General features: G+C 64.8%; 20 protein-coding genes and 1 pseudogene. 8 read left to right on the forward strand and 13 right to left on the reverse strand.

Annotation, left to right across the window (positions count from 1 at the left end; genetic code table 11):
* Nucleotides 1-90: 90 nt before the first annotated feature.
* Nucleotides 91-417, forward strand: coding sequence for a hypothetical protein (locus J0O65_RS04845; protein ID WP_215404615.1), 327 nt, complete (start codon nt 91-93; stop codon nt 415-417).
* 388 nt (nt 418-805) lie between these two features.
* Here the strand turns inward: J0O65_RS04845 and J0O65_RS04850 are convergent, their stop codons facing one another.
* Nucleotides 806-1,297, reverse strand: a complete 492-nt coding sequence (locus J0O65_RS04850) for a tetratricopeptide repeat protein (RefSeq protein WP_215404617.1) — start codon at nt 1,295-1,297, stop codon at nt 806-808.
* Nucleotides 1,294-3,327, reverse strand: a complete 2,034-nt coding sequence (locus J0O65_RS04855; protein WP_215404619.1) for a bifunctional 2',3'-cyclic-nucleotide 2'-phosphodiesterase/3'-nucleotidase — start codon at nt 3,325-3,327, stop codon at nt 1,294-1,296. Before J0O65_RS04855 ends, J0O65_RS04850 begins: the two co-directional genes overlap by 4 nt.
* A gap of 91 nt (nt 3,328-3,418) precedes the next feature.
* Here J0O65_RS04855 and J0O65_RS04860 point away from each other — a divergent pair, with 91 nt between their 5' ends.
* The 4 genes and pseudogenes from J0O65_RS04860 to lysS all read left to right on the forward strand — a co-directional run bounded on the left by J0O65_RS04860 (nt 3,419) and on the right by lysS (nt 6,886).
* Nucleotides 3,419-3,613 carry a hypothetical protein gene (locus J0O65_RS04860; RefSeq protein ID WP_215404893.1) on the forward strand — a complete coding sequence of 65 codons (195 nt, stop codon included), beginning with the start codon at nt 3,419-3,421 and terminating at the stop codon, nt 3,611-3,613.
* A protein-coding gene (gene prfB / locus J0O65_RS04865; RefSeq protein ID WP_139143151.1) for a peptide chain release factor 2 occupies nt 3,530-4,634 on the forward strand; the annotation gives its coding sequence in 2 pieces (ribosomal slippage) (nt 3,530-3,610 and nt 3,612-4,634; 1,104 coding nt in all). Before J0O65_RS04860 ends, prfB begins: the two co-directional genes overlap by 84 nt.
* A 2-nt stretch (nt 4,635-4,636) precedes the next feature.
* A pseudogene (locus J0O65_RS27810) lies at nt 4,637-5,191 on the forward strand (HAD family hydrolase); the annotation flags it as partial.
* A gap of 165 nt (nt 5,192-5,356) precedes the next feature.
* Entirely contained in the window at nt 5,357-6,886 is a 1,530-nt protein-coding gene (gene lysS, locus J0O65_RS04870) for a lysine--tRNA ligase (protein WP_251373492.1), read from the forward strand.
* Between the two features lie 72 nt (nt 6,887-6,958).
* Here lysS and J0O65_RS04875 read toward each other — a convergent pair whose 3' ends face one another.
* The 11 genes from J0O65_RS04875 to ppnN form a co-directional block, all read right to left on the reverse strand.
* A complete protein-coding gene (locus J0O65_RS04875; protein ID WP_215404623.1) occupies nt 6,959-7,960 on the reverse strand; it encodes a Gfo/Idh/MocA family protein in 1,002 nt (333 codons plus the stop codon).
* A gap of 12 nt (nt 7,961-7,972) precedes the next feature.
* Nucleotides 7,973-8,995 (reverse strand): porin, encoded by a 1,023-nt coding sequence (locus tag J0O65_RS04880; RefSeq protein ID WP_215404625.1) that lies wholly within the window; start codon nt 8,993-8,995, stop codon nt 7,973-7,975.
* Between the two features lie 27 nt (nt 8,996-9,022).
* Entirely contained in the window at nt 9,023-9,982 is a 960-nt protein-coding gene (locus J0O65_RS04885) for a 2-hydroxyacid dehydrogenase (RefSeq protein ID WP_215404627.1), read from the reverse strand.
* 20 nt (nt 9,983-10,002) lie between these two features.
* Entirely contained in the window at nt 10,003-10,989 is a 987-nt protein-coding gene (locus tag J0O65_RS04890) for a sugar kinase (protein WP_215404628.1), read from the reverse strand.
* Nucleotides 10,986-11,732 carry a sugar phosphate isomerase/epimerase family protein gene (locus J0O65_RS04895; RefSeq protein WP_215404629.1) on the reverse strand — a complete coding sequence of 249 codons (747 nt, stop codon included), beginning with the start codon at nt 11,730-11,732 and terminating at the stop codon, nt 10,986-10,988. Before J0O65_RS04895 ends, J0O65_RS04890 begins: the two co-directional genes overlap by 4 nt.
* Nucleotides 11,729-12,463 carry an amino acid ABC transporter ATP-binding protein gene (locus tag J0O65_RS04900; protein WP_215404630.1) on the reverse strand — a complete coding sequence of 245 codons (735 nt, stop codon included), beginning with the start codon at nt 12,461-12,463 and terminating at the stop codon, nt 11,729-11,731. Before J0O65_RS04900 ends, J0O65_RS04895 begins: the two co-directional genes overlap by 4 nt.
* The gene (locus J0O65_RS04905; protein WP_215404631.1) at nt 12,450-13,100 is read right to left on the reverse strand and encodes an amino acid ABC transporter permease; all 651 of its coding nucleotides are present in this window, start codon (nt 13,098-13,100) and stop codon (nt 12,450-12,452) included. The genes J0O65_RS04900 and J0O65_RS04905 overlap by 14 nt, the downstream gene beginning before the upstream one ends.
* Nucleotide 13,101: 1 nt before the next feature.
* Nucleotides 13,102-13,794 carry an amino acid ABC transporter permease gene (locus J0O65_RS04910; RefSeq protein WP_215404632.1) on the reverse strand — a complete coding sequence of 231 codons (693 nt, stop codon included), beginning with the start codon at nt 13,792-13,794 and terminating at the stop codon, nt 13,102-13,104.
* A gap of 81 nt (nt 13,795-13,875) precedes the next feature.
* A complete protein-coding gene (locus tag J0O65_RS04915; RefSeq protein WP_215404633.1) occupies nt 13,876-14,682 on the reverse strand; it encodes a transporter substrate-binding domain-containing protein in 807 nt (268 codons plus the stop codon).
* Nucleotides 14,683-14,895: 213 nt separating this feature from the next.
* The gene (locus J0O65_RS04920) at nt 14,896-15,963 is read right to left on the reverse strand and encodes a LacI family DNA-binding transcriptional regulator (protein WP_215404640.1); all 1,068 of its coding nucleotides are present in this window, start codon (nt 15,961-15,963) and stop codon (nt 14,896-14,898) included.
* Nucleotides 15,964-16,167: 204 nt separating this feature from the next.
* On the reverse strand, nt 16,168-17,538 hold the full coding sequence (gene ppnN / locus J0O65_RS04925; RefSeq protein ID WP_215404642.1) for a nucleotide 5'-monophosphate nucleosidase PpnN: 1,371 nt from the start codon (nt 17,536-17,538) through the stop codon (nt 16,168-16,170).
* A gap of 368 nt (nt 17,539-17,906) precedes the next feature.
* Between ppnN and J0O65_RS04930 the strand changes: the two genes are divergently transcribed.
* From J0O65_RS04930 to J0O65_RS04940, 3 genes are all read left to right on the forward strand, one after another.
* Nucleotides 17,907-19,355 carry a peptide MFS transporter gene (locus J0O65_RS04930; RefSeq protein ID WP_502793540.1) on the forward strand — a complete coding sequence of 483 codons (1,449 nt, stop codon included), beginning with the start codon at nt 17,907-17,909 and terminating at the stop codon, nt 19,353-19,355.
* A 130-nt stretch (nt 19,356-19,485) separates the two neighbouring features.
* The gene (locus tag J0O65_RS04935; protein ID WP_215404647.1) at nt 19,486-20,163 is read left to right on the forward strand and encodes a UPF0149 family protein; all 678 of its coding nucleotides are present in this window, start codon (nt 19,486-19,488) and stop codon (nt 20,161-20,163) included.
* Between the two features lie 12 nt (nt 20,164-20,175).
* Nucleotides 20,176-21,879 (forward strand): coiled-coil domain-containing protein, encoded by a 1,704-nt coding sequence (locus J0O65_RS04940; protein ID WP_215404649.1) that lies wholly within the window; start codon nt 20,176-20,178, stop codon nt 21,877-21,879.
* Nucleotides 21,880-21,885: the final 6 nt, after the last annotated feature.

Genomic DNA, 21,885 nt, shown 5'->3' on the forward strand with positions numbered 1-21,885 from the left:
GCCGGTGCCGTCGACCGTTCGCCAGCCTGTGGGCACGACAACACCATTGACTCTCAATTCAATTTTATGGGCCTGGCTATTCCATGACAATTGAATGCGCGACCAGACATCGGGTTTCAGATCGATCCTGGCGGCAGACAAATACTGGGCCAGTCCATTGACCTGGAAACCGACCTGGAAACCGATGCTTTCCCCCATCGCGCCAGCCGGGCTATCGTAGGAATCAACGTGGCGGATAAAAAAGGCATTGCGGCTCGCATTGAATTCACCAAAAACCTGCTGGTTGACGCTATCGAGCGGATCCTTGCGCTTGGGCAACAACTCCAGGCTGATGCTGCCACCTGCGGCAGGAAATGTAGCTGGCAAATTCGGCAATTGCGGTTTCAGCACATCGAAACTGGCCTGATCAAGAAATAGCCGTGGATGGCCTTGCTTGATGGGCGCGGGCAATTGCGCCATAGCGGGAGAGGCAAGCAGGCAACACATGCCCAGCATGGCATGCGCCATTTTCCTCGGCAGGAACGGCATACGACTTCGGCGGTGGCTTACCACTGTTTTCTGTTGGTGAATCATTTGACTTGGCACACGGGCTCCCGGAATCATCCAGTTAATAAAAAAACCATACGGCGAATATTGCCATACAATTTTTCAAAAAAGCTAATGATGATCTTCAAATAACAGACTATTGAAAGAAAATCTAAGCAGTAATAATTATCACGAAGAATTGATATTTCCATTCAAAAACTAACAATTCCTTCAACACATGACAATTACAACCAGCCTCCTCCGTTAGCCGGCGATACCCTCAGGGCTCGGGCGGACGGTGTCCCATCGCATGCGTGGCCATCTTCAGGTACAGGTTCGCCTGTTCCTCGCTGTGCGCATAGCCCATGCGTCCTTCGCCCAGGGCGACGGATTTCTGCTGCAGCGCTTCCGGGTACTCCAGGTCGCAGGCGGCGTCGAGCCAATGGCGCGCCTGCTCCGGGTCAGTTTCGAGCAGCAGGTTCGCCACGATGAACATGGCCGGCGCCACGCCGCGTTGCGCGGCCAGTTCCAGCCAGCGCAGCGCGGCGGCGCCGTCCTGCGGTCCGCCCATGCCGTTCTTGTGCATCAAGCCCAGGTAATACGCGGCGGGTCCGCCGCCCTGCGCCGCCGCCTGTTCGAACAGGGCGCGCGCCTGCGGCTGGGTCGCCTCTCCCGCGCGCATCAAGACCTTGGCCCGGGCCGTGGCGTCGGGCGCCGCCGCTGCCACGGGGGACGCCAGGGCGGCAGCCAGCAGCAGGTTGGCCAGCATCATTTCGACAGGTCGAGCTGGTACAGCGCGAAACCCTTGCCCGCGCCGTCGTCCGCCTTCAGCTGCTTGACGTTGGCGATGCCGGCCGCCTTCGCCAGCTCGATCACGTTCGGCGCGGAGTGGAACACCACCGGGCCTTTCGTCGCGGCCCTGGCAAAGGTCCAGCTGCGCGCCGAGCCGTTTTTCGCGCGCGTCAGGTTTTTCTGCCGCGTGACGTAGGCGATCAAGAGTTCGCGGTTGTTGTCGGGCGAGGCCACCACCGTCTTGCTGCCGTCGAGGCCAGGGAAATTGCCGCCGCCGCTGGCGCGGTAGTTATTCGTTGCGATGAGGAATTCCTGGCCAGGGTCCACCGGCTTGCCCTGGTACGTGAGTCCCTGGATGCGCCGGCCCGGCGGCTGCGTGACGTCGATCTGGTAGTGCACGTCGGCGCTGGTGATGGCGTCGAAGTTGTAGCTCGGGTGGGCCGTGTTGACCAGTTCCTGCGGCTCCGTCCTGTTGACATCGATGGTATTGAAGCGCCGCGCCGACTGTTCCAGCCAGGCTTTCAGTTCCGCGCCCGTCATCTTCACGCCATACAGCGCGTTCGGATACAGATACAGGTCGGCCGCGTTGTTCAGCGCCACATTGCCCGCCTTGACGTCCGTGTAGTCGGACACGCCGGCCGAACCGCTCTTGAATGGCGACGACATCGACAGCACGGGCAGGTGCGCGTACTGCGGCAGGTTCGCCTTCACATACGCGGCCAGGTAGGCCGCTTGCGCCTGGTTCACCACCTCGATGGCGCTGACGTCGCCCACGTCGGCGAAATACGTCGACATGCGGAAGTCCGTGGCGCCCACCGGCGTCTGCACGTAGGCGATGGTGGCCGCGTGTTCCTCGGCCACCAGCCTGGCGATGGCCGCGTCGGGCTGGACGTAACTCTTGTCCGCGTTCTGGATGCCGCGCGCTTCCACCGTGGTGGCGTTCTTGTCGACCACCCACCGCTTGCCGTCGTGATGCAGGCGCAAGCCGATCACGCCCAGGTGCTTGCCCCACAAATTGGCCATCACGGTGGGCACGCCGTTGACCAGGCCACGGGCCTTGTCGACGCCGGGCAGATTAAACTGCGGCGCCGTGCTGGCCGCGTTCGGGAACAGCTGGTGCGAATGGCCGATCAGCATGGCGTCCACGCCCGGCACTTGCGACAGGTAGTAATTGCCGTTTTCCATGGTCGGCGAATACGGGCTGTCGTCGAGGCCGCCGTGCGAGATGGCCACCACCAGCTCGGCGCCCCTGGCGCGCATCTCGGGAATATATTTTTCCGCCGTCTCGCGCACGCCCTGCGTGTAGACGCGCCCTTCCAGCCAGCGCTTGTCCCAGGCCATGATGGTGGGCGGCGCGAAGCTGATGATGCCCACCTTCACGGTGGCGGTGATGGCCTTGCCATCGGGGCCGGTGGCCGTGATCTGCTTGTCGAGGATGTGATATGGCGCAAACAGGGGCTTGCCCGTCCTGGCGCTGTAGACATTGGCCAGCACTTGCGGGAACGCGGGACCGGCACAGCGCGGCTTGGCAGAGTCGACGCTGTCGACGTCGAACTGGTTGCCCGTCACCTGGCTCAAAAACGCCAGGCCGTAGTTGAACTCGTGGTTGCCGATGCCGCCGCCGTCCACTTTCAGCAGATTCATGGCCTTGTAGATGGCCAGGGTCTGGTCGCAGGCCAGCGGTTTCACGAGGGCCTGGTAGTCGGCCAGCGCCGTGCCCTGGATGGTGTCGCCGTTGTCGAGCAAAAGGTTGTTCGGATACTGCGCGCGCGCCTGGGCGATCAGGGCCGCCGTGCGTTCCAGGCCGATCGACGGTTCCGCCTGCAGCTTGTAGTAATCATAACTGAGCACATTCGCGTGCAAGTCCGTCGTCTCCAGCAGGGCCAGGGTGGCGCTGCTGCCGGCCGGCGCGGCCGATGGCGCCCGGGCAGGTCCGGTGGCGGCGGGCGGCAAGACGCCGCAGCCGGCCAGCAGCAGCGGTAACAGGGCTAGACGGGGAAGTTGAAGCATGATGTATTCCTGTGGAAAGACAATATCGCCAGCATCATACGCAGCCCGGCAGCCATCTTCAAGGCAAAAATATTGTCGTAAAAACAGCAAAATGACGATTTTATTGCCCCGCGCGCCATCGATTCGGCGCCGCCGGCATCAGAAACGCACCGCGCTCGCGTATAATTCAGGGTTTGATTTCACCATAGAAGACCAGAACATTATGGAAGCCGAACGCATCAATATCATCTCCGCCCTGCTCAACGACCTGACGGTCCGCGAAGCCGAACTTCGGAGGTATCTTTGACTTCACTGTCAAGTCGGAGAAACTAGAGCAAGTCAACGAAGAACTGGAAGATCCGACCGTCTGGAACGATCCCAAGCGCGCCCAGGACCTCGGTAAAGAGAAAAAGGCGCTGGAAGCCATCGTCTTCACCCTGGCCAAGGCCGATGCCGACCTGCGCGACACCCGCGACCTGTTCGACATGGCCCGCGAAGAAGGCGACGACGAGACGCTCGAAGCGATCGAACAGGACGTGCAGGAAATCCGCAAGGTCATCGAAAGCATGGAATTCCGCCGGATGTTCAACAATCCGATGGATCCGAACAACTGCTTCATCGACATCCAGGCCGGCGCCGGCGGCACGGAAGCCCAGGACTGGGCTTCGATGCTGCTGCGCCAGTACCTGCGCTATTGCGAACGCAAGGGCTTCAAGGTCGAAATCCTCGAGCAATCCGACGGCGAGGTGGCCGGCATCAAGACGGCCACCCTGAAGGTCGAGGGCGATCACGCCTACGGCTTCCTGCGCACGGAAACGGGCGTGCACCGCCTGGTGCGCAAGTCGCCATTCGACTCGGCCAACGGCCGCCACACCTCGTTTACGTCGCTGTTCGTGTATCCGGAAGTCGACGATTCGATCGAGATCGACGTCAACCCGGCCGATATCCGCGTCGATACCTACCGCGCGTCGGGCGCCGGCGGTCAGCACATCAACAAGACCGACTCCGCCGTCCGCATGACCCATGCGCCGACCGGCATCGTGGTGCAGTGCCAGAACGACCGTTCGCAGCACCGCAACCGCGCCGAAGCGATGGAAATGCTGAAAGCGAAACTGTACGAGCATGAACTGCGCAAGCGCATGAGCGAACAGCAGAAGCTGGAAGACTCGAAGACGGACGTGGGCTGGGGTCACCAGATCCGCTCCTACGTGCTGGACCAGTCCCGCATCAAGGACTTGCGCACCGGTTTCGAGACGGGCAATACCAAGGGCGTGCTCGATGGCGACATCGACGACTTCATCTCCGCCTCGCTCAAGCAAGGCGTGTAAGGATGAACGCATCCGCTCCGGCGCCGGCAAAGCAGGCCTTCCTGTTCGACATGGATGGCACGATCGTCGACAACATGGCCTTCCACACGACGTCGTGGCTGGCGTTCTTTGAACGCCAGAGCCATGCGCTGGATGCGGACGCCTTTTTCCGCGACACGGCGGGACGGCAGGGCCGCGAAATCATCGCCAAGTACCTGGGCGAGGAAGCCGACCACGTTGCCCTGCTGGCGGAAAAGGAAATCGTATACCGCGAACTGTACGGCCCGCACCTGGCCACGGTGGCCGGCTTCGACCGGCTGATCGCCAGCGCGCGCCAGGCCGGAGTCGGGCTGGTGGTGGGCACGGCCGCGCCGGACGAGAACATCGCGTTCACGCTCGACGGCCTGGACCTGCGCCACCGCTTCGACGCCATCGTCGGCGCGTCCGACGTGGAACGGGGCAAGCCGCACCCGGACGTGTTCCTCAAAGGCGCGCAGCTGGCCGGCGCGCTGCCCGAGAACTGCATCGTCTTCGAAGACGCGCCCCTGGGCGTGGAGGCGGCGCGCCGTGCCGGCATGCGCGTCGTGGTGCTCACCACCACCCTGCCGGCCGAGGCGTTTGCCGCATTCGACAACGTCATTGCCATCGTGCCGGATTTCTCCGCGCTCGACGTCGACGCACTGTTTGCCAGCATGGCGCCAGCGCTGGCGCCACATCATCAATCATCACCAACGAAGAACACCATGACTACGGATATCCAAGAACAAGCCGCCGCCCCCGATGAAAACAAGATCATCGCCGAGCGCCGCGCCAAGCTGGCCACACTGCGCGAACAAGGCGTCGCCTTCCCGAACGATTTCCGCCCAGAGCACAAGGCGGCCGACCTGCACGCGCAATACGACGACAAGTCGCGCGAAGAGCTGGAAGCCGAACCTGTCACCGTGGTGCTGGCCGGCCGCATGATGCTCAAGCGCGAAGCCGGCAAGAAAGCCGCTTTCGCCACCCTGCAAGACGCCTCCGGCCCGAAGGCCGACGGCCGCATCCAGATCTACGCCACCCTGGACCTGACGGGCGAAGCGGCCATGGCTGCCCTGCACCACTATGACCTGGGCGATATCCTGGGCGTGACGGGCACCCTGTTCAAGACCAAGACGGACGAACTGACCATCAAGGTCACGCAACTGCGTTTGATCACCAAGTCGCTGCGTCCGCTGCCGGACAAATTCCACGGCCTGGCCGACCAGGAAACGAAGTACCGCCAGCGCTACGTCGACCTGATCATGAACGAAGAGACGCGCCGCACCTTCAAGGCGCGCACCGCCGCCATCTCGTCGATCCGCCGCTTCATGGAAAAGAACGAGTTCATGGAAGTGGAAACGCCGATGCTGCACACGATTCCCGGCGGCGCGGCGGCCAAGCCGTTCATCACGCACCACAATGCGCTCGACATGCAGATGTTCCTGCGCATCGCGCCCGAGCTGTACCTGAAGCGCCTGGTCGTGGGCGGCTTCGACCGCGTGTTCGAGATCAACCGCAACTTCCGCAACGAAGGCGTGTCGATCCGTCACAACCCGGAATTCACGATGATGGAATTCTACGCGGCCTACACCGACTACAAATGGCTGATGGACTTCACGGAAGCCGTCATCCGCCAGGCCGCCATCGACGCGCACGGCACCGCCACCCTGACCTACGGCGGCCGCGAGCTGGACCTGGCCAAGCCGTTCCACCGCCTGACCATCGTCGAAGCGATCAACAAGTACGCGCCTGGCTACACGCCGGAACAGTTGAACGATGCGGAATTCATCAAGGAAGAGCTGAAGAAATTCGGCGTCAAGCCGTTTGCCACGGCCGGCCTGGGCGCGCTGCAACTGGCGCTGTTCGAAGAGACGGCGGAAGCGCAGCTGTGGGAACCGACTTACATCATCGACTACCCGGTCGAGGTGTCGCCACTGGCGCGCGCTTCCGACACGGTGGCCGGCATCACCGAACGTTTTGAATTGTTCATGGTGGGCCGCGAGATCGCCAACGGCTTCTCCGAGTTGAACGACGCGGAAGACCAGTCGGCCCGCTTCCTGGCGCAAGTGGCCGCCAAGGACGCCGGCGATGAAGAGGCGATGTTCTATGACGCCGACTACATCCGCGCGCTGGAATACGGCATGCCGCCAGCCGGCGGCTGCGGCATCGGCATCGACCGCCTGATGATGATCATCACGGATTCGCCGAACATCCGCGACGTCCTTCTGTTCCCGCATTTGCGCCGCGAAGAGTAATCGCGGACGCACACCGATAAAAAGCCGCCTGGTCTTGCGATCAGGCGGCTTTTTTACGTCTGTCGCTGGCCGTCAATCGGCCAGGGTCACGCGCTGGTGGCTGCGGCTGGCCTGCTGCGCCGCCAGCGCCGTGGCCAGCGCGCGCATGCCATCGTCGCCGGTAGCGGCCGGCTGTCCTTCGCCGCGCATGGCGCGCTGGAAGGCGCGCACCGAGCGCACGTACAGGTTTTCATGCTCGACGGGGATGTCGACACTGCCGCCGTCGCGGGTCAGGCAAATTGTGCCGACGGGGCGCTGCGTCATGACGCCGGTGGCGAAGATCGTGCCCTGGGTGCCGATGATTTCCACGCCGGACAGCGAATACAGCGCATTGAACGCGTCGTGCACCTGCACCAGGGTGCCGTTGTCGAACTCGATGACGGCCATCAGGCCCTCTTCCAGCCCGGCCACCGTCATGCCGCCGCTGGTGGCGCAGGCCGTGACGTGGCGCGGCTCCGAGTCCAGCAGGAAGCGCAGGGTGTCGACATCGTGCACGAACATGTCGAGCGTGACGCCGCCCGACTCCGGCGCGTCCAGGCGCCAGCCGCGCAGGTGCTGCGGCAGGTTGTTCGCGTGCAGCACGCGGCCATACAGGGGTTGGCCGATCTCGCCGGCGCGTATCAGCTCGCGCACCTTGCCGTGGCTGGCGGCGTTGCGCAGGTGGTGGTTAATCCCCAGCACCACGCCCGCCTCGGCGCAGCCGTCGACCATGCGGCGCGCGTCGTCCAGGTTCAGCGCCAGCGGCTTCTCGCACAGCACGTGCTTGCCGGCGCGCGCCGCCTGCAAGGTCTGCGCCATGTGCCACTCGTTGGTGGTGCTGATGTAGACGGCGTCCGCGCCAGGGTGCGCCAATGCCGCATCGAGGTCCGTGTAGCTGGCGGCGATGCCGAACTGCGCGGCAAAGGCGGCGCCGCGCGCGGCGTCGCGGCTGACCACGGCCAGCACTTCCGCGTCGCCCTGCTGGCCGATTGCGTCGACCATCCATTCGCGCGCCACGGTGCTGGCGCCGACCAAAATCCATCCGATCTTCTTCATTCGATTCTCCCGTTAAAAAGTGTGGCGCAGGCCCAGGTTCCAGGCCTGGTTGCCGCTGCCGCTGCCGTTGTCGGTGGCGTTGCCCACCACGTAGGCGGCGCCGTTGCGGTTGTCGATATGCGCGTAGGCCGCATACAAGGTGCTGCGCTTCGACAGCGCATACGTGTAGCCGATGCCGATCTGGGAGGCGTCGCCGTTGGCGGCGCGCCGGTCGTCGCGCCGCACGTACGAGAACAGGACGCGGTGCGGGCCCACCGGCACGGTGGCGCCCAGCATCAGGTCCGCGCTGTCGACCGTGGTGGCGGCGCCGGCGACGCTCTTGCTGACGGCGACGGCGCCATGCGCCTTGACCACGCCGAAGTCCCAGGTGGCGCCCAGCACCGTGTTGCGCGCCCTGCCCGCCACCAGCGCGGCGGACAGGGTGTTGGCGTCCTGGTGCGCCATGCGCAGATACAGCGGCCCGCTGGCATAGGTGGCCGCCGCGCCCTTGTAGCGCCGGGCCGACGCGTCGCCGGGCACCTCGCCGAAGCCGTAGGCCAGTTCGCCGGAAAGCCCGCCGCGCACGGGCGAGCTGTAGGTGATGCTGTTGTCGACCCGGCTGATGTAGCCGGCCGTGAAGACATTGCTCATCCTGCCCGCGAAGCCCAGGTAGAACGGGTCCAGCGCGCCCAGGCTGCTGTCGATGAAGGTGTACTGGCGGCCCAACCGCAAGGTGCCCGCCGCGCCGGCGAGGCCGACGAAAGCCTGGCGCCCGAACAGCAGACCGCCCTGGGCCGAGGCGCCCGTGTCGGCCAGGATGCCCGCATCCATCGTAAAGATCGCCGCCATGCCGCCGCCCAGGTCTTCGCTGCCCTTGAAACCCAATCGCGAGCCGTTGGCGATGCCGCTGGTCAGCTTGAGCACCCTGCCGCCGGCGCCGCCGCTCTCGGACACCACACCCAGATCCATGATGCCGTACATGGCCACGCTCGACTGCGCCGAGCACAAGCCGCTGCCGGCGCCGATGATCAATGCCCCTACTACCTTCTTCTTCATCTCTTTTCCTGTCTGTGGATACTGCGCTTAACTCACCAGATGGCGCGGACGCTCGCCGCGCAAACCCGTCAGCAGGTTGTCCACGGCCTGCTGCGCCATGGCGTAGCGCGTTTCGTGCGTGGCCGAGCCGATGTGCGGCAGCGCCACCACGTTGGCCATGCCCGGCAGCGGATTGTCCGGCGCCAGCGGTTCGCGCTCGAACACGTCGAGACCGGCGCCGTGGATGGTTCCCTGCTGCAGCGCCTCGATCAACGCCGCCTCGTCGACGATGCGCCCGCGCGAACCGTTGATGAAGATGGCGCCGGGACGCATCAGCGCGAATTCGCGCCGGCCCATCATGCGTTCCGTCTGCGCCGTCAGCGGCAGCACGACGCAGACGAAGTCCGACTCCGCCAGCAAGTCGTCCAGCGCCACCTGGCGCGCGCCCAGCGCCGCCTCCACCTCGGGTACCGCTTCGCCATTCACGTACAGCACCTGCATGCCGAAACCGAGCGCGGCGCGGCGGGCGACGGCGCGGCCGATGCGGCCCATGCCCAGCATGCCGATGGTCTTGCCATGCACGTTGACGCCGTACTGGCTTTCGCCCACGCTGCGCGTCCAGCGTCCCGCCTTGACGAATTCGGCCAGTTCGACGACGCGCCGCGCGCTGGCCAGGATCAGCGCGAAGATCGTGTCGGCCGTCGTTTCCGTCAGCACGTCCGGCGTATTGGCCAGCAAAATGCCCCGCTCGCGCAGGTAATCGACGTCGAACTGGTCGACGCCCACCGAAATGGTGGAAATGATGCGCAGCTCTTTGGCCGGGTCCAGCAATTCGCGGTCCAGGCGCACGCTGGCGCCCAGCAAGCCGTGCGCGCCGCGGATGGCGGCGGCGAAGGCGGCGCGGTTGCCCGCATCGATCGCCTCGAAGTACGTCACCTCGCACTCGGCGCGCAGGCGCGCCAGCAGCGGCTCGGCCAGTTTTTTATACACAAGCACATGTTTTTTCACGAGTGTTTCCCCTGTTCGGTTCAAGATGGGACCAGCGCGTCGAGCTGGGCGCGGGTCGGCAAGCCTTCCATGTCGCCGGCAACCTGGATGGCAAAGGCGCCGACCCGGTTGCCGCGCCGGACCGCCTGCGCCAGCGGCAAGCCTTCCAGCAAGGCGCTGACCAGGCCGGCCGCAAAGCCGTCGCCGGCGCCCACCGTGTCGACCACGTTGGCCACGCGCTCGCCCGGCACCATGCCGCTGTCGCCCTCGGCCGTGCGGTAATACGCCCCTTCTGCGCCCAGCTTGACGACCACCAGGCGCGCGCCCTGCTGCAGATAAAAGCCGGCGACATCGTGCGGCAGGTCGTGGCCGGTGAGAATTTTCCCCTCCCCCAGACCCGGCAGCACCCAGTCGGCCTTGGCGGCGAGGCGGTTGATCTGTTCGACCATGACGGCTTGCGACGGCCACAGCGAGGGCCGCAGGTTCGGGTCGAACGACACGCTGCGGCCATGCCCGCGCATGAAGTCGAGCGCCTGGCCGGCGAACGCCAGGCTGGTGTCGGACAGCGCCGCGGCCACGCCCGTGGCGTGCAGGTGGCGCGCGGACAGGAAATAAGCGGGGTCGAAGTGCTCGGGCGCCAGCCGGCTGGCGGCGGAACCCTTGCGGAAGTACTCGACCAGCGGATCGGCGCCGTTCTCGGCCTTTTCCTTCAGCAGGAAGGCGCTGGACTGGCCGGCGACGGTGACGACGCGGCTGCAATCGACACCCTCGGCCTGCACGCTGGCGCGGATGAAGCGGCCGAAGGAATCGTCGCCCACCCGGCTCAGCCAGCCGACTTTCAAGCCCAGGCGCGCCAGGCCGATGGCGACGTTGGTCTCGGCGCCGGCCAGGCGGCGCGTGAAATGCGCCACACCCGCCAGGTCGCCCGTTTGCTCGGCCACGAACATCGCCATCGCCTCGCCGTAAGTGACGACGTCGAGCGCGTGCCCCCCTTGAATGTCCTTTTGGCGCAGTTCTTGTTCCCTCATGCGGCCTCCAGCATCTGAATGTAACGGCCCGTTTCGGCCACCAGGTCGGCGCCCTCGAGCGGGAATTCGATGGCCCGCTGCACGCCCGGCGCGAAATGCGCGAAGACGGCGCGCCAGGCCGGATCGGCCTCGGAGACGGCGCAGGCGGACAGCCGGCCCGCATCCTCGATGACGGCCTTGCAATGCACATAGCGCACGTACGGCGCCAGCTGACGCGCCGCCTGCTGCGCGTCCTCGCCCACCCAGCGCCAGTTGCCGATGTCGAAGGTCAGTCCCACGGGCAGCCCGGCCTCGCCTGCCGCCGCCAGGAAGCGGGCCATGCTCGCCAGCTTGCCGCCATGGGCCGTCTGGTCGTTTTCCACCAGCAGCGCCACGGGCGCGGCCGCCAACTGAGCTTTCAAGGCTTGCAGGTCCGGTGCGGCCGGGTAGTGGCCGAGCGACACCTTCAGGTAGCGCGCCCCCAGGCGCGCCGCCTCGTCCAGCATCTGTTGCAGCTGCGCGTGCCGCGGCAGTCCATCCGCGCCCCACAATTCGATGGGCGTGGAATACACCGAGTACATGCCGCGCGCTGCCACCGCCGCGCCCATGCGCGCCAGGTCCGGCAAGTCGGAGGTGAACAGTTCGCGACGGATCTCGATGCCGGCGCCGCCCGCATCGGCCACCACGTCGATGAAATGGCTTTGCCCCAGCTGCCTTACCCTGCTTGCGCCATAGGCCGACGCGGCCACCAGGACAGGGCTCACTTGATCGCTCCCGCGCCGACGAACTGGCGCGCTTCCGGCGTTTGCGGATTGCTGAAAAAGGCTTCCGACGGTCCGCTCTCCCACACCAATCCCTGGTGCATGAAGACGGTGACGTCGGCCATGCGCCGCGCGAATTCCATTTCGTGCGTCACCAGCAGCATCGTCATGCCCGCCTGCGCCAGTTCTTCCATCACCTTCAGCACTTCCTGCGTCAGTTCCGGGTCGAGCGCCGACGTCACTTCGTCGAACAGCATCACCTGCGGCTCCATCGCCAGCGAACGGGCGATCGCCACGCGCTGCTGCTGGCCGCCCGACAGCTGCTCGGGATAAGCCTCGCGCTTGTGCTCCAGGCCCACTTGCTTGAGCACGCGCAGCGCCGTGGCGCGGCCCTGCGCGTCGGGCACCTTCTTGACGATGCGCGGCGCCAGCATGACGTTTTCTTCCACCGTCAGGTGGGGGAACAGGTTGTAGCTCTGGAAGACCATGCCGACATCCTTGCGCAGGTCGAGCAGGTGCTCCTGGCGCGCCGTCAGCGTATGGCCGGCCACGACGATGCTGCCGCTGGCTATGGTTTCCAGGCCATTGATACAGCGCAGCATGGTGCTCTTGCCCGAGCCGCTGCGGCCGATGACGGCGACCACCTGGCCGCGCTCGACGGCGAACGACACGCCCTTGAGCACGTGGTTGGCGCCGAAGCTCTTGCTGATATTATCGATTTCAACGATGGGCATGGAATTTCCTTTCCAGTGAATGGCTGTAGCGCGACAGCGGATAGCACAGCGCGAAGTAGATCAGGGCGACGACGGGGAAGACGATGAAAGGCAGGAAGGTCGCGTTGCTGACCAGTTGCCCTGCGCGCGTCAGTTCCACCACGCCGATGATCGAGGTGATCGAGGTGTTCTTGATGATCTGCACCATGAAGCCCACCGTCGACGGCAGCGAATGGCGCAGCGCCTGCGGCAGGATCACGTAGCGCAGCTGCTGGTAGCGGTTCAGCGCCAGCGCGGCGGACGCTTCCCACTGCTGCCGCTGCACGCCTTCGATGCAGCCGCGCCAGATCTCGCCCAGGTAGGCGCTGGCAAAGATCGTCATCGCCGCGCCGGCCGCGATGAGCGGCGACAGCTTGTAGCCGAACAGGGCCAGGCCGTAATAGGTCAAGAACAGCACGATCAGCACGGGCGTGCCCTGGACCAGCTGGATGTACAGGGCGCTGAGGCAACGCAGGAACGGGCTGCGCGCCGTGCGCAGCAGCGCCACCGCGAAGCCGGCGATGCCGCCCGTGATGAAGACGATCAGCGACAGGCCGATGGTCCAGCGCGTGGCCTCGAGCAGGAATTGCAGGTTATCCCAGGAAAAGTCACTGATCATGTCATGCTCCCATGCGCGCCGCGCCCAGACGGCGGCGGCGTTTGAAGACGATCTGGCCCAGCACCCAGAAGCCGAAGCGGAACAGCAGGGCCAGCAGGATGTACAGCACCATCACGACGATGTAGATCTCGAAGCTGCGGAAGGTTTCCGCGTCGAGCAGGTGGGCGGCGGCGGTCAGCTCTTCGGCGGAAATGGCCGACACGACGCTCGAGGCGAGCATCATCAAGGTGAACTGGCTGGCCAGCGCCGGATACACTTTTTCCAGCGCCGGCAGCAGCACCACGTGGCGCATCACCTGCCAGCGCGTCATGCCCAGCGCCTGCGCCGCTTCCAGCTGCGACGGATGCACGGCGCCGATGCCGGCGCGTACGATTTCCGCCGCGTAGGCGCCCAGGTTGACCGTCATGGCGACGAGCGCGGCGCCGTTCGCGTCGAGCTGCAGGCCCAGCGACGGCAAGCCGAAGTAGATGATGAACAGCTGCACCAGGAACGGCGTGCTGCGGATGATCTCGACATACGCGCGCACCGCCGCGCGGGCATGGGCGGGACCGTTCTTCAGGATGACGGCGGCGCACACGCCCACCGCCAGCCCCAGCACCATCGCCATGGCGCTCAGGCGTATCGTCAGCGCCGCGCCCCACAGCAGGCGGTCCAGCGATTGCATGACGAGTTCGAAATGAAATTCATACGGCATACTCAACTCCTTGTCTGCGTGCGCATCCCCGGCCGCGCCACCGTGGCGGCGCGCCGTGCGGACGAACACTCGCCTGTGGTATCAGAAGGTCGGCAGCGCCGGCAGCGGCGCGCCGCTCCACTTGCGCGCGATGGCGTCGAGTTCGCCGTTCAGCTTGACGTAATAGATGAAGTTGTTGAGCCACTGGTGCAGCTCGAAGTCGCCGCGGCGCACGGCCATCGAATTGGGCTGCAGCGAGTAGGCGAAGCGGACCTCGATCTTGCCCGCGCCGCGCGTCTTGATGATGTCGAGCGCCATCGTGCTGGGGATCGAGACGGCGTCGACCTGCTTGCTGAGCAAGGCCTGGGTGACGGTGGCGTCATCCTCGAAACGCACGATATTGGTGCCGGCCGGCGCCATGCGGCTCAGCGCCGTGTCATTCGTGGTGCCGCGCGTCACCCCGACCTTCTTGCCTTTCAAGTCGGCCAGGGCCTTGAACTTGCCGCCGACCGGCGCGACGATGGCCAGTTCGAAGGCGCTGTAGGGCATGGTGAACATCAGGGTCTTGGCCCGTTCCGGCGTGGGCGCCAGGGTCGCCACGAGGAAATCGACCTTGCCCGATTCCAGCGACGGCACGCGCGACGGCGCCGTCAGCGGCACCACTTCCACGGGCAGGTTCAGATATTTGCCGATCAGGTTGGCGACATCGACGTCATAGCCGACGGGCGCGCCCTTGGCGTCGATGCTGCCGAACGGCGGCGTGCCGCTGACCACGCCGATGGTCAGCTTGCCTTTCTTGAGCAGGTCGCCCAGCGTCTGGGCGCCGGCGTCGGCCGCCGCGCCCAGGGCGCACGTGGCGGCCAATGCGCAAGCCAGTATTTTCGAATAGAACAGTGTCGTCATCTTCATGTTTCCGTCTCCTGTGATCCCGGTGCCGGCCTCGTCGAGGCACTTCCGGGAATAGTGTCAAATGGACGATTTATTTCGTCTCTTGCCGTATCACTCCAACTGCATGCCAACCATTGCCCTGCCTGACTATTCACGCCCCTTTCCAGTGTGAAGAAATTCCATGAAACCGGTTCCAAAACTTACCCAAAAAAAAGGGCAACGCCCTCTTCCCCGTCAATCGCCGTTCTTGCGTGCTGCGTTCCCCTGGGTGGAATTGCGCACAATCAGCTTGCCTGGCAACAGCACCTCGCGCGGCGGGCATTGCTCGCCCTGCAGGCGCGACAGCATGCACGTCATCGCCGAAAAGCCGATCTCGTAGGTCTGCTGCTCGATCGTGCTCAGGCCCGCCAATGGCGACCACGGCAATTCGTCAAAGCCCAGCAAGCCCACGTCCTGCGGCATGCGCAGATCAAGACGCTGCAGCATCAGCGCCAGTTCCAGCGCCACCATGCCGTTCGAGGCCAGCAGCGCCACGCGGCGGCCGCGCCACTGCGCCAGGCATCGACGCACCTGCGCGTCGATCAAGGGCCGGTCGTCCAGGTCCACCGCCAGCACTTCGCCCACGCAAGCCGGATGTTCGGCCATCACGGACTGGAAACCATCGGCGCGCATCAGGCGCGAGCTGACGCCCGTCAAGGGCGGCGCGACGAAGGCGATGGCGTCGAAACCCTGTTCGATCAAGTGTCGGGTTGCCAGGCGGCCCGCCTGCACATTGTCCAGGCCCACCAGGTCGAAATCGACGCCCTCGATGCGGCGGTCGACCAGCACGATGGGCATGTCCGCCTGCTGCAGGTCGGACGACTCGATGTTGCGCCCCTGCGTGTTGACGATCAGCCCTTCCACGCTGTACGAGCGCAGCGCCGCCAGCGACTGCCGTTCGCGCTGTTCGTCATTGCCGGTATTACACAAGATCAAGGTATAGCCATGCTGCTGGCAAGCCGCCTCCACGCCTTGCAGCACGGCCACCGTGTAGGGATTGAGCATGTCGGCCACGACCATGCCGATCAGGCGCGTGCGTCCGCGCTTGAGGCCGCGCGCCATCTGGTTCGGCTGGTAGCCGAGGCGCGCGATGGTGCTGCCGATCTGCTGGCGGATGTGCTCGGACAGGGCATCGAGTTCGCCGCCGAGAAAGCGCGACACGCTCGTCTTCGACACACCCGCCTCGCGCGCCACCTGGGCGATGGTCACGGGCCGTGCCGGCTCGCCGGAGACTGTTTTTTTATTGCCGCGTACTGAATCCAAGCTTGCTCTCCACTACCTGTTGACATGTATGTTTTGATTTTGGAACCGGTTCCAAAGATAGCATCCGCGCATCGATGACGCAAGCGATTTGATTGCCTGTGGCGGCGAAGGAACACGCTGGCTGCATGGATGGGAACGCGGAAGAAAAGACGCCGCCCGCCCCCGGCGGATGCGGGGGACGGGCGGCGCAGATTGATAGACGGCTTACTGGATCACGGTATAGCAAGGCACGTACGCCGTGCCCGCCAGCTTCATGCGGTGCTGCGCCACGAACGAGGCCAGCAGCGCATCCATCGGGCCGGCGATGGATTTGTCGCCGTGGATCTCGAAGTTGCCGTGCTCTTCGATCGAGCGGATGCCGTCATCCTTGACGTTGCCCGCCACCACGCCGGAAAACGCGCGGCGCAGCTGGGCCGCCAGCAAGTGCGTGGGCTGGTTCTTGTGCAGGCTCAGGTTGCGCATGTTTTCATGCGTGGGCTGGAACGGCTTCTGGAACTCGTGATCGATCTTCAGCAGCCAATTGAAGTAATACGCGTCGCTGTGCGCCTTGCGGAATTCGCGCACCTGGCGTATGCCTTCGAGCATCTCGCGCGCCACCAGTTCCGGGTCGTCGATGATGATCTTGTAGCGCTGCTGCGCTTCCGGGCCCAGGGTGTCGCTGATGAACTGGTTGATCTGCACGAAGTACTCGCGCGACGTTTCCGGCCCCGTGAAGATCAGCGGGAACGGGATCTCGGCATTGTCCGGGTGCAACAAAATGCCGAGGATGTACAGAATCTCTTCGGCCGTGCCGGCGCCGCCGGGGAACACGACGATGCCGTGGCCGGCGCGCACGAACGCTTCCAGGCGTTTTTCGATGTCCGGCATGATGACGAGGTCATTGACGATGGGGTTAGGCGACTCGGCCGCGATGATGCCCGGCTCGGTGATGCCCAGATACCGTCCATTGTGCAGGCGCTGCTTGGCGTGGCCGATGGTGGCGCCCTTCATGGGGCCCTTCATGGCGCCAGGGCCGCAACCGGTGCAGATATCGAGGCTGCGCAAGCCCAGCTGGTAGCCCACTTCCTTCGAATAGTTGTATTCGGCGCGATTGATCGAGTGGCCGCCCCAGCACACGACCAGGTTCGGGTTGAGCTGGGTTTGCAGCACGTTGGCGTTGCGCAGGATGTGGAAGACGGCGTCCGTCACGCCTTCCGTGCTCTGCAAATCGAATTTCGGGTTGCCCGTGACTTCATCGCTGACGAAGATGATGTCGCGCAGCACGGCAAACAAATGCTCGTGGATGCCCTTGATCATCTTGCCGTCGACGAAGGCGATGGCTGGCGCGCCCTTGATGTCGAGCTTGATGCCGCGCTCGCGCTGGATGATGGAGATTTCAAACGATTGGTAGCGCTCCAGCAAGGCGCGGCCATCGTCGATGGTGCTGCCGCAATTGAGGACCGCCAGCGCGCAGCGGCGGAAAGTGTTGTACAGGCCGCCCTGGCTGGTGTCGAGCAGTTTGTTGACTTCAGTCTTGGAGAGCACGTCCAGGCGGCCTTCCGGTGAAACCAGAGTATCGATAACGTCGTGTTCCATAATGCGAAAAATCCCTTTAAAAATCGATGCTCGAAGGTCTTGCAGCCTCAATATACGACAAGTCAGGCAAGTTGTGCTGTGCCGCCAGCAAATCGCCGGGGCCGCCCTTGCCTGCAAACCGGTTTGACTAATATGAAACAGTCATTCTTGCTAATGCGAATCGAAATCTTCGCTCAGCGCAATTTGTAGATTAGAATGCCAGCCTATTGGAATTCCCGTGCGTGAGGTTCTTCATGAGAGTCCCCGCCGCCCGCAGGCTTCCATAAGTTCGTTGTATCGATTGACTATAATAATTTTTCAGGAGGAACCGCATGAGCGGTGCGACTACGCCCAACAAGGAAGCCGTTATTCCCGAGTTCAAGCAGATTATGGGCCATCCGAGCCCATTGTGGATGTTGTTCATGACTGAATTCTGGGAACGCTTCGCGTTCTACGGAGTTCGCTGGGCGCTGGTACTGTACATCGTGGCCCAGTTCCACGGCGGCGACGGTTCGGGACAGGCAGCGGCCAACCTGACCTACGGTTCCTTCCTCGCGCTGGTGTACGCCGGCGCCCTGTTCGGCGGCTACATCGCCGACCGGGTCATCGGTTACCAGCGCTCGATCTTGCTGGGCGCCATCTTCATGGCCGCCGGCCTGTTCTGCATCTCGGTACCGAACCAGGACATCTTCAACCTGGGCCTGGCCACCATGATCGTCGGTAACGGCATGTTCAAGCCGAACATCTCGACCATGGTCGGCAAGCTGTACACGACGGCCGATCCGCGCCGCGACAGCGGCTTCACGATCTTCTATATGGGCATCAACATGGGCGCCATGGCAGCCCCTGTCTTCACCCAGTGGCTGGCCGAGTCGATCTTCGGCACCAGCGCCATGCCTTCGTACAAGATGGTCTTCATGGCCTCCGGTTTCGGCATGCTGATCAGCCTGGTGTGGTTCTTCATCGGCCGCCGCGCCCTGAAGGGCATCGGCGCGCCGGAAGCCGGTTCCGGCAACCCGATGCGCGTCGTCTGGGTGGCCGTCGGCTCCCTGTGCGTGATCCCGCTGATGTACTTCCTGCTGACCGTCGGCGCTGAAAAGCTGCAAATCGTGCTGACCGTGCTGTTCGTCGGCCTGGCCGTGATGCTGATGATCGAAGGCATACGCAACGGTAAAATTGCGCGCGACCGCGTCATCGCCATGCTGCTGATCTTCGTCTTCAACATCCTGTTCTGGATGTTCTTCGAACAGGCTGGCAGCTCGTTTACCTTCCTGGCCGACAAGATCGTCAACCGCGACCTGGGCTTCTGGATCTTCCCGACCGCCTACTTCCAGACCGTCAATTCGGTCGCCATCATCGTCTTCGCGCCCATCATCGCCGCCGTCTGGGTCTTCCTGGCGCGCCACAACGTCAACCCATCGATCCCGCGCAAATTCGGCCTGGGCTTGCTGGGCAATGCGCTGGCCTTCGGCCTGCTGATCTTCGCTCTGTCGAGCCTGGTTGGCGCCGATAACAAGATCCCGTTCTGGACCCTGACCACCGTGTACGTGCTGCAATCGATCGGCGAGCTGTGCCTGTCGCCTATCGGCCTGTCGATGGTGACCAAGCTGGCGCCGGTGCGCCTGGTCGGCCTGGGCATGGGCGGCTGGTTCCTGTCTACCGGTATCGGCAACAATCTGTCGGGCATCTTCGCCAGCCACGTCAGCGGAACCAGCGGCATGTCGGTGCAATCGGCCCTGTCCGGCTACACCTTCGGCTTCTGGTCCCTGCTGGGCGCCGGCGTCGTGCTGTTCCTGATCGCACCGTTGATCAACAAACTGATGCACGGCGTGAAGTAAGCGTCCAGTCGTGACTCCGAACGGCGGCCTGCGGGCCGCCGTTTTTCATTCCGGCAGCCGTTTTCCCCGTGCCGGACGGTACAATACGGCCAGGGCCAGCGGCCATCCACCCACATTACTGAAAAATCCCATGTCCAGCATCTCCACCACCACGCCCCTCTCCGACGACGAATACGCCGAACTCGACACCCTGCTGGCCGCGCCCGCCCTGGCCGGCCGCGCCATGGATGTGTCGATGCTGGAAGGTTTTCTCACGGCCGTTGCCCTGAGCCCGAAACACATCGCGGCTGAGCAATGGCTGCCCTGGGTGTGGGACAAGGCGGCCGGCAGCGCCGCGCCGGCACAGGACGAGGCCAGCGAACGGGCCGCCAGCCTGGCCCGGCGCCACCACGCCTACATGGTCGAATGGCTGGCGAAAGACCCGGACAGCTTCGAGCCCATTTATGTGTGCGGCCCCGAATGGAGCGTGCCCGCCTGGTGCGCCGGTTTTGTCCTTGGCACCAGCCTGGACAAGCCCCAGTGGGCGGCCCTGGCCGTCAGCCACCCGCAGTACCTGGCGCCGTTCCAGCACCTGGCCACGGCCAGCGAACTCGATGACGAGGCGGCCGAAACGGCCATGGATGGCGTGATTCCTTCCGTGATCGCCATCAATGCGGCCTGGGCGCGCCAGCGCCACCTGAAACAAAGCCAGCCCGGCGCCACCGTGCTGCGCGAACTGCCGAAGACGGGCCGCAACGACCCATGCCACTGCGGCAGCGGCAAGAAGTATAAAAAATGCTGCGCCGACGCCGATAGCGCGGCGAACTAAGGCAGCACCTCCTTGCGCCAGCTGCTGACGGCCATCCTGCGCTTCCTGCTGCGCCACGCGCTGCAGTTCGCGCTGTTCATCGTCATCCTGCTGGCCGGCCGCCTGCTGCTGGCCGAATGGCGCGCCTACAGCGCCGGCAGCGAAGCCGTCGCCGCGCTCAGGCTGGCCGCCGACGGCGCCGATGATCATGGCGCCGGCCTGGCCGCCGCAGCCACGGCGAGGGTCAACGCCCTGCAGCACGCTTCCCAGGCGGCCATCGCGGCGCGCCTGGCGCACGTGCAGGCGCAATTGACGGCCTTGCGCGCGCGGCAGCAACCTTCGCTGTTTACCCTCCCCCTGCCCGACACGCACACCCTGGCCCTGCACGCGCAGGACGAAGCGGCGCGCCGCGTGGAGATCGAAGTGCTGGCGCAGGAAGCCCGCTATCTGACCTCGCTGCAAGCGGCGCTCAAAGGCGAGGATGCGCGGCACACGCTGGCGCGCCTGCATGCGCAGCACGTCCAGGCTTACGCGGCGCTGCAAAATAATCTGCGCCAGCGCCGGGAACTGGAAGCGCGGCACCCGCTGGCGGCGCACCTGCCCGGCAACGACGCCCACACGCAACTGTCGCGGCTCGAAGCGGAAGGCCAACGCCTGCGCGAGATCAACCTGCAAGCCTACCAGGCGTGGCAGGCGCAACGCGCCCGTACCGGCGCTGCCACTCACGCCGCCCATCCCGCCCCATTCGCCATCGACGAGCAAGCCTTGAGCGGCGCGCTGGCGCCCGTGCACGCGGCCATCGCGGCCGGAGAGAGCCAGCTGGCGCGCAACTGGATCGCCCGCTGGCGCGCGCCCGTCATGGACGTGGCGCCCACGGCCGCCCTGCTGGTGCTGTCGGCCATCCTGCTGCCCCTCATCATCAAGGCATTCTTTTACTTCGTGCTGGCGCCCGTCGCCGCGCGTCTGCCGCCGCTGTCGATCGCGCGCGAACTGCAACTGGCGGGCAGTTCGCTGCCACTGCCGCCGCAGGGGGAGTCGCGCATCTCCGCCGTCTCGCAGGGATTGCTGCTGCAGCCTGGCCAGCGGATGCTGATCCACCCCGAATACCTGCAATCGTCACCCGTCAGCAGCACCAAGCGCACGCAGTGGCTGCTGGACTGGCGCTTTCCGTTCACCAGCCTGGCCGCCGGCATGGTGGCGCTGACCCATTTGCACAGCGACGAGCAAGCGTGCGTGACGATTTCCGCCAGCGACGACCCGCTGCTGGAAGTGGCCGTCGTCCACCTGCCGGCCGGCAGCGCATTGGTCTTCCAGCCGCGGGGACTCGTGGGCCTGGTCTGCGACTCGAATGAGCCGCTGGCGATATCGAGCCACTGGCGCCTGGGCAGCCTGCATGCCTGGCTCACCTTGCAGCTGCGCTTCATCGTCTTTCGCGGCCCCGTCACGCTGATCGTGCGCGGTTGCCGCGGCGTGCGCCTGGAGCGGGCCGGCCAAGGGCGCTCCATCAGCCAGTCCGCCACCCTGGGTTTTACCACCGACGTGCTGTACTCGACGCTGCGCAGCGAAACCTTCATCCCCTACCTGCGCGGCCAGCAGGCGCTGCTCAACGACCGCTTCGACGGCGACAACGGCGTCTACCTGTACGAAGAAACCCCGCGCCACGGCAAGCAGCCGGGCAAGGTGGGCAGCTGGTTCGAGGGTTTCACGGACGCGATCCTGAAAGTGTTCGGCATCTAGCCGCGA

This window comes from Janthinobacterium sp. JC611, from assembly GCF_018682595.1.
Taxonomy (GTDB): Bacteria; Pseudomonadota; Gammaproteobacteria; order Burkholderiales; family Burkholderiaceae_D; genus Janthinobacterium.

Excerpts from the sequence above, each read along its gene's own strand:
- lysS (WP_251373492.1), top strand. The coding sequence starts at position 5,357 with ATGACTACGGATATCCAAGAACAAGCCGCCGCCCCCGATGAAAACAAG.
- J0O65_RS04880 (WP_215404625.1), bottom strand. The coding sequence starts at position 8,995 with ATGAAGAAGAAGGTAGTAGGGGCATTGATCATCGGCGCCGGCAGCGGC.
- J0O65_RS04850 (WP_215404617.1), bottom strand. The coding sequence starts at position 1,297 with ATGATGCTGGCCAACCTGCTGCTGGCTGCCGCCCTGGCGTCCCCCGTG.
- J0O65_RS04900 (WP_215404630.1), bottom strand. The coding sequence starts at position 12,463 with ATGCCCATCGTTGAAATCGATAATATCAGCAAGAGCTTCGGCGCCAAC.
- ppnN (WP_215404642.1), bottom strand. The coding sequence starts at position 17,538 with ATGGAACACGACGTTATCGATACTCTGGTTTCACCGGAAGGCCGCCTG.
- J0O65_RS04930 (WP_502793540.1), top strand. The coding sequence starts at position 17,907 with ATGGGCCATCCGAGCCCATTGTGGATGTTGTTCATGACTGAATTCTGG.
- J0O65_RS04935 (WP_215404647.1), top strand. The coding sequence starts at position 19,486 with ATGTCCAGCATCTCCACCACCACGCCCCTCTCCGACGACGAATACGCC.
- J0O65_RS04890 (WP_215404628.1), bottom strand. The coding sequence starts at position 10,989 with ATGAGGGAACAAGAACTGCGCCAAAAGGACATTCAAGGGGGGCACGCG.
- J0O65_RS04855 (WP_215404619.1), bottom strand. The coding sequence starts at position 3,327 with ATGCTTCAACTTCCCCGTCTAGCCCTGTTACCGCTGCTGCTGGCCGGC.
- J0O65_RS04915 (WP_215404633.1), bottom strand. The coding sequence starts at position 14,682 with ATGAAGATGACGACACTGTTCTATTCGAAAATACTGGCTTGCGCATTG.
- J0O65_RS04860 (WP_215404893.1), top strand. The coding sequence starts at position 3,419 with ATGACGATTTTATTGCCCCGCGCGCCATCGATTCGGCGCCGCCGGCAT.
- J0O65_RS04905 (WP_215404631.1), bottom strand. The coding sequence starts at position 13,100 with ATGATCAGTGACTTTTCCTGGGATAACCTGCAATTCCTGCTCGAGGCC.
- J0O65_RS04875 (WP_215404623.1), bottom strand. The coding sequence starts at position 7,960 with ATGAAGAAGATCGGATGGATTTTGGTCGGCGCCAGCACCGTGGCGCGC.
- J0O65_RS04910 (WP_215404632.1), bottom strand. The coding sequence starts at position 13,794 with ATGCCGTATGAATTTCATTTCGAACTCGTCATGCAATCGCTGGACCGC.